This is a genomic window from Bacillus sp. LR_5, from assembly GCF_042709275.1.
In genome coordinates, this window is sequence record NZ_JAVAXX010000389.1 from 1 (window position 1) to 4,749 (window position 4,749).

Below are 4,749 nucleotides of genomic sequence, written 5' to 3' on the forward strand. Positions count from 1 at the left end.
CCGCTCGGACAGAGCCATTTGAAGCATTTTGAAAAAATAGGATACAACCCAAAGAATTAGTAATTTTCAAAATATTGGATGGCTTCAGCATGTATGACTGGGATTCAGCTGTTAGTCAAGTTATAATAGTGTTGGGGAAAGGAGCAGTGTGATGAAACTGAATGAAAAATTATATGCATTTTTTTCAGAACATGTTGAACAAATGGCCGAGGAATGGATTGAAACGATGGAGGAAAGCGATCCGAATTCGCTTTACGCCTTACATAATGCTTCTGTAACGGAAGAATTGAAAGAGCAGGATAGAGAATTTTATCGGCATCTGAATTACATGTATGTTTTACCGGAAAAACAATTTCTCGAAGAATTTCAAGAGTGGGTCATTGAGCTGACGAACGATCAAAAGCATCTTGACACTCCGGTTCAGTATGTCATTCGGGAGTTTATGAGAAACCGGAGATTATATACGAAGTATTTTGAGAAGTTCGCAGAAGAAAACGAGTCGGCGTTTGAATCGGGAGAGAAACAAAAATGGGCAGATTTGATTGTAAAAGTATTTGATTTTACCATTTATACCTTCGTCGATCACGCTGAAATGAATGCCAAACAGCAATTAAACGCCCAAAGAGAAATGATACTAGAATTAAGCTCGCCTATCATTACCTTGAGCAAATCAACAGCTCTGCTTCCGCTTGTCGGTGACATTGATACAGAACGGGCAAAGTTTATTCTGGAAAACACGCTTCAGGCTTGTGCAAAAAGACGCGTGGAGCATCTGTTAATCGATCTGTCAGGTGTTGTAGTGGTTGATACGATGGTAGCACACCAAATCTTTAAATTGATCGAGGCGCTCAATTTGATCGGTGTTAGGTCAACCCTGTCAGGAATCAGGCCTGAAATTGCGCAAACCGCTGTACAGCTGGGGATTGATTTTTCGAATATTACAATTAAAACCAATCTTGCCCAGGCATTAAACTATCATCAATAAGAAAAAATCCGCTATCGCCGATAGCGGATTTTTTATGAGGCAAAACAGAAAGATACGAGAAAAGATCCTGCGAATAACAAGAGAACGAGGCAAAAGAACAGCCAGTCGCGCCGGTTGACGGTTAGTGTCCGGTAATATGTCCGGTTTCTGCTTCCAGTAAAACCTTTCGATTCCATCGCAAGCGCTGTCCGTTCCGCTTTTCTAATGGCGCTTGCCAAAAGCGGGATGGTATACCGCTTTAACGCGCTGATTTTCTCAATGAAGCCGCTCTCCGCCGCTCCTCCTCTGATCTTGTGAGCCTGCTGGATCAGCTGGACCTCATCCTTTAACAGCGGAAGAAAACGAAAGCCTGCAATGACGCCATATGCGAGCTTTGGTGAGAGCTTGCACTGCTGGACAAGGCTCAGCATAAATAAAATCGGATCGGTTGTAAAAACAAACATCATCGATAAGGCAGAAAAGCACAAAATACGAAATCCGAGAGAGATGCCGACAGATACATTATCGCTGTTGATCGAGATAGGACCGGCTTGAAATAAGAAATTATCCGGAGTTGTCGGAACCTTGCCAAAAACAGCGGCTGTCCATACGCATCCGAATGCCAAAATCAAAAACGGAATCGTAAACAAAAACCATTTTTTCAATGGGATTTTGGCCGCCAATAGAATACCCGCAACAATGATGATATAAAAACACGCAGGAGTGTAAGGATTGTAAATAAACGACAGCATGACAACACAGCAAAAAACGGCGGCCGCTTTCACTGTCGGATTAATGAGATGTAACGGCTGCTTCATCACGCACCTCCTTTTGATATGCCATCCATTCATATAAAAGGGGAAGGGTGAGCTTTGCTTTTTGGACAAGCCCAGTTTCCTGAGAAAATAACTGCGCTGGAGATCCGTCAAAGGCCAGGCCCGTATCGTGAAGCACTAGCACGCTGTCGGCATACGAAGACACAAGCTCCATATCGTGTGTAATCATGAGGACAGCGGTTCCTTCTGCCTTGATACGCTGAATCATGTCCATGCATTCAGCCGCCGTACGGGCGTCCTGGCCAAAGGTTGGTTCGTCTAATAATAAAACCTTTACGTCATGCATGAGCATGGTAGCGACGCTCAGGCGCCGTTTTTGCCCTTGGCTGATTGCAAACGGATGATGATCAGCCAAATGCGCAAGACCGAAACGATGCAGCAGGTGCTGCGCTTTTTTCTCAGTTTCAGCATTTACTTTCTGGCCGAACAGCAGCTCGTCATATACTGTGCCGGCGACGAACTGATGCTCCGGGTTTTGAAAAACAAATCCCATTCGTTTTCGCAGTTCAGTTTCTTTATACGATTGCAGCGGCTTATCATATAGAAGAATCTTGCCGCTTTTCGGCTTCATCAGACGGGCGAGGACGGATAAGAGTGTTGATTTTCCAGTGCCATTCGGGCCGACAAGCGCCGTCAAAGAGCCTTCGCGCAATGAAAAGCTGATGTTTTTGAAAATCGTCTGCTGTCCTCTTGCGAACGAAAGGCCGCTGATTTCCAGCACACTCTTCCCAGAAGGAGCTTCCTTCTTTTCGGCATGCCCGGCAAAGGGTTCTTTGAAAAGCGTTTCTTTTGATAAAGTAAACGGCATACTGAGTTTTTCCTGCAGGTCACACACTTTTGGAATCGCGATGCCCAACTCCTTTAGGGTTTCCGCTTCGTGCTGAAATAGATCTTTCGTCCGGCCATCGAGCGCTTTTTTCCCTGATTTGTCCAGTACAATCGTTCTCTCAATCCAAGGCGTCCATTCTTCAAGCTGGTGCTCAATGACGAGGAGGCTGAAGCCTTTTTCTTGCTGAAGATCTTTCATCATGTGAACGAATTCCCGAGCTGAATAAGGATCTAATAAAGAAGTTGGCTCATCTAACATAATAAGCTCAGGCTCCATCGCCAAAATACAGGCGAGAGCCACTTTTTGTTTTTGTCCTCCTGACAGTGCAGAAATTGTTTTTTCTTTTAAATGGGTAATGCGTAATTTTTCTAATACGGCATCAATCTTCTCCGCCATCTCTTCTTTCGGAACCTGCAGATTTTCTAGCCCGAAAGCGATTTCGTCCTCCACCGTCAGCATGCAAAACTGCTGATCCGGGTCCTGAAAGACGACCCCGGCATGCTGAGCAATTGTTTCGGAGGTTTCAGCACCAGTGACCGGCTTTTGAAATAAAAATACATGTCCGGACTGTATGCCGTCGCAAGCCTCCGGGTAAAGACCGTTTAAACAAAGGGCGAGCGAGCTTTTTCCGCACCCGCTCGGCCCTAACAATAAAGCGCATTCTCCTTTTTGAAGCTCAAACGAAATGTTTTGAAATACCGGTTTCTCGTCTTCTTCATAAGAGAAGCTGAGCTGGTCAACCGTCAGGAAGTCATCAAAGGCTTGCATGTTCTGATGCCTGCTTCCGTTTCTTTTTCAGTTCCTTTCCGAGTGCCATTCCGTTTAACACACCCGTATAAGCGAGAGAGTCACTGATCGCTTTTCCGAGCAGCCCCGCAAGCAACGCGCCGGAAATCAGACGGATGACAAGCATAATAAGAAGATAACCTGGTGAATAGGCTGCATAGCCAGAAACAAAGAGATCGTAGATAAAGCTGGCTACTGAAGATCCCATTCCTGCCAGCAGAAGTACAGGCAGAGAGTATACTTTCCAGCGTGTCGCGAGAAATACAGCCTCAGCCCCGAGACCTTGTACAATGCCGATGACGATGACCATCGGGCCAGACGGATTTCCCAGCAAGCATTCTACGAGAGCGGCAATGATTTCAGAAACTAGCGCCGCACCCGGTTTTCGAATAATGTACGCGGCGATGACAGAAACGATAAACCAAATGCCGTAAATCGGTTCATAGGCGATTGGCCCGAACATACCTGCAAGTACGTTTCCGAAATGCGTGAATAATAAATAAACAACGGCAAAAACGATACTGATAACGGACATGATGACAATTTCTTTTACTTTCCAGCTTTTCATTTTATCCCTGCTTTCTGTTTTTTCTTGATGGACTGTTAGCCGAGAGATTCACAGTCATGGTTACGTGGTTTGTTTGCTGTTCAGCCATGCGGAAAACGGCCTCCAGTGTTCTGAACACGTCATGCGCATCCCCGTCAAGCTCGCTCGCATAATGGACACCTTGTACGAAGGTGCCTTCTGCTTTCGCAATATCGACAGCTTCCATGATCAAGCCCATATAATCCGGCTCATTCATCGGATAAAGCGCAAATTGGCACGGAGCTTCCGCGTTTAGGCTTCGGACAGCATCTTCATTGACACGCTTATCATTCGCGGAAAGATATGTATCTCCCTGTGTATCGCCCGGGCATCCGATGGAAAACGTGCCGTTCATGACGATGTGTTTTTCGCTGTTCGCCGCATAAAGATAAATGGCTTTGGCAGCATCGAATACATGATCAATCGATCCGCGCAGAACTGTGCTGATATGGTCGGTTTTCGTCCAAACTTTAGATGTGTCTGTTTTTTTTAGCGCAGACTTGATCACACCGATAAAATCATCCGTCATCGGGTATAAAGAGAACCGAAACCCGGCAATTCTGCTTGTACCACAAATATGATCCATTTCTCCGACCTCCTGTTTTTTTTGTAAAATAAAAAACTGCATATCCTAAGGGAATATGCAGTCATAGATCGATTAAGCGCACAAAAAAATACACCATTCGGTCAACCTGCACTTCCCCACGCTGGTATTATCCAGATCGGGTCATAAGGGATCAAAGCGCGT

Annotated in this window: 5 protein-coding genes; 1 reads left to right on the forward strand and 4 read right to left on the reverse strand. The window is 45.4% G+C overall.

From position 1 onward, the window contains the following. Positions 1–151 precede the first annotated feature (151 nt). A complete protein-coding gene (gene rsbRB, locus RAC86_RS35455) occupies positions 152–985 on the forward strand; it encodes an RsbT co-antagonist RsbRB (protein WP_014113541.1) in 834 nt (277 codons plus the stop codon). Positions 986–1,017: 32 nt separating this feature from the next. Here the strand turns inward: rsbRB and thiX are convergent, their stop codons facing one another. Genes thiX through thiU form a run of 4 tightly spaced genes read right to left on the reverse strand, consistent with a single transcriptional unit; the run spans position 1,018 to position 4,587 of the window. After that, positions 1,018–1,782 (reverse strand): HMP/thiamine ABC transporter permease ThiX, encoded by a 765-nt coding sequence (gene thiX / locus RAC86_RS35460; protein ID WP_061187327.1) that lies wholly within the window; start codon positions 1,780–1,782, stop codon positions 1,018–1,020. Continuing rightward, positions 1,757–3,397, reverse strand: coding sequence for an ABC transporter ATP-binding protein (locus tag RAC86_RS35465; RefSeq protein WP_072566170.1), 1,641 nt, complete (start codon positions 3,395–3,397; stop codon positions 1,757–1,759). Before RAC86_RS35465 ends, thiX begins: the two co-directional genes overlap by 26 nt. Next, positions 3,384–3,983: an ECF transporter S component gene (locus tag RAC86_RS35470; protein ID WP_014113544.1), complete on the reverse strand. Its 600-nt coding sequence runs from the start codon at positions 3,981–3,983 to the stop codon at positions 3,384–3,386. The genes RAC86_RS35465 and RAC86_RS35470 overlap by 14 nt, the downstream gene beginning before the upstream one ends. A gap of 1 nt (position 3,984) precedes the next feature. Beyond that, positions 3,985–4,587 (reverse strand): HMP/thiamine ABC transporter substrate-binding protein ThiU, encoded by a 603-nt coding sequence (gene thiU, locus RAC86_RS35475; RefSeq protein ID WP_072566171.1) that lies wholly within the window; start codon positions 4,585–4,587, stop codon positions 3,985–3,987. Between the last annotated feature and the right edge of the window lie 162 nt (positions 4,588–4,749).

Excerpts from the sequence above, each read along its gene's own strand:
- rsbRB (WP_014113541.1), top strand. The coding sequence starts at position 152 with ATGAAACTGAATGAAAAATTATATGCATTTTTTTCAGAACATGTTGAA.
- thiX (WP_061187327.1), bottom strand. The coding sequence starts at position 1,782 with ATGAAGCAGCCGTTACATCTCATTAATCCGACAGTGAAAGCGGCCGCC.
- RAC86_RS35465 (WP_072566170.1), bottom strand. The coding sequence starts at position 3,397 with ATGCAAGCCTTTGATGACTTCCTGACGGTTGACCAGCTCAGCTTCTCT.
- RAC86_RS35470 (WP_014113544.1), bottom strand. The coding sequence starts at position 3,983 with ATGAAAAGCTGGAAAGTAAAAGAAATTGTCATCATGTCCGTTATCAGT.
- thiU (WP_072566171.1), bottom strand. The coding sequence starts at position 4,587 with ATGGATCATATTTGTGGTACAAGCAGAATTGCCGGGTTTCGGTTCTCT.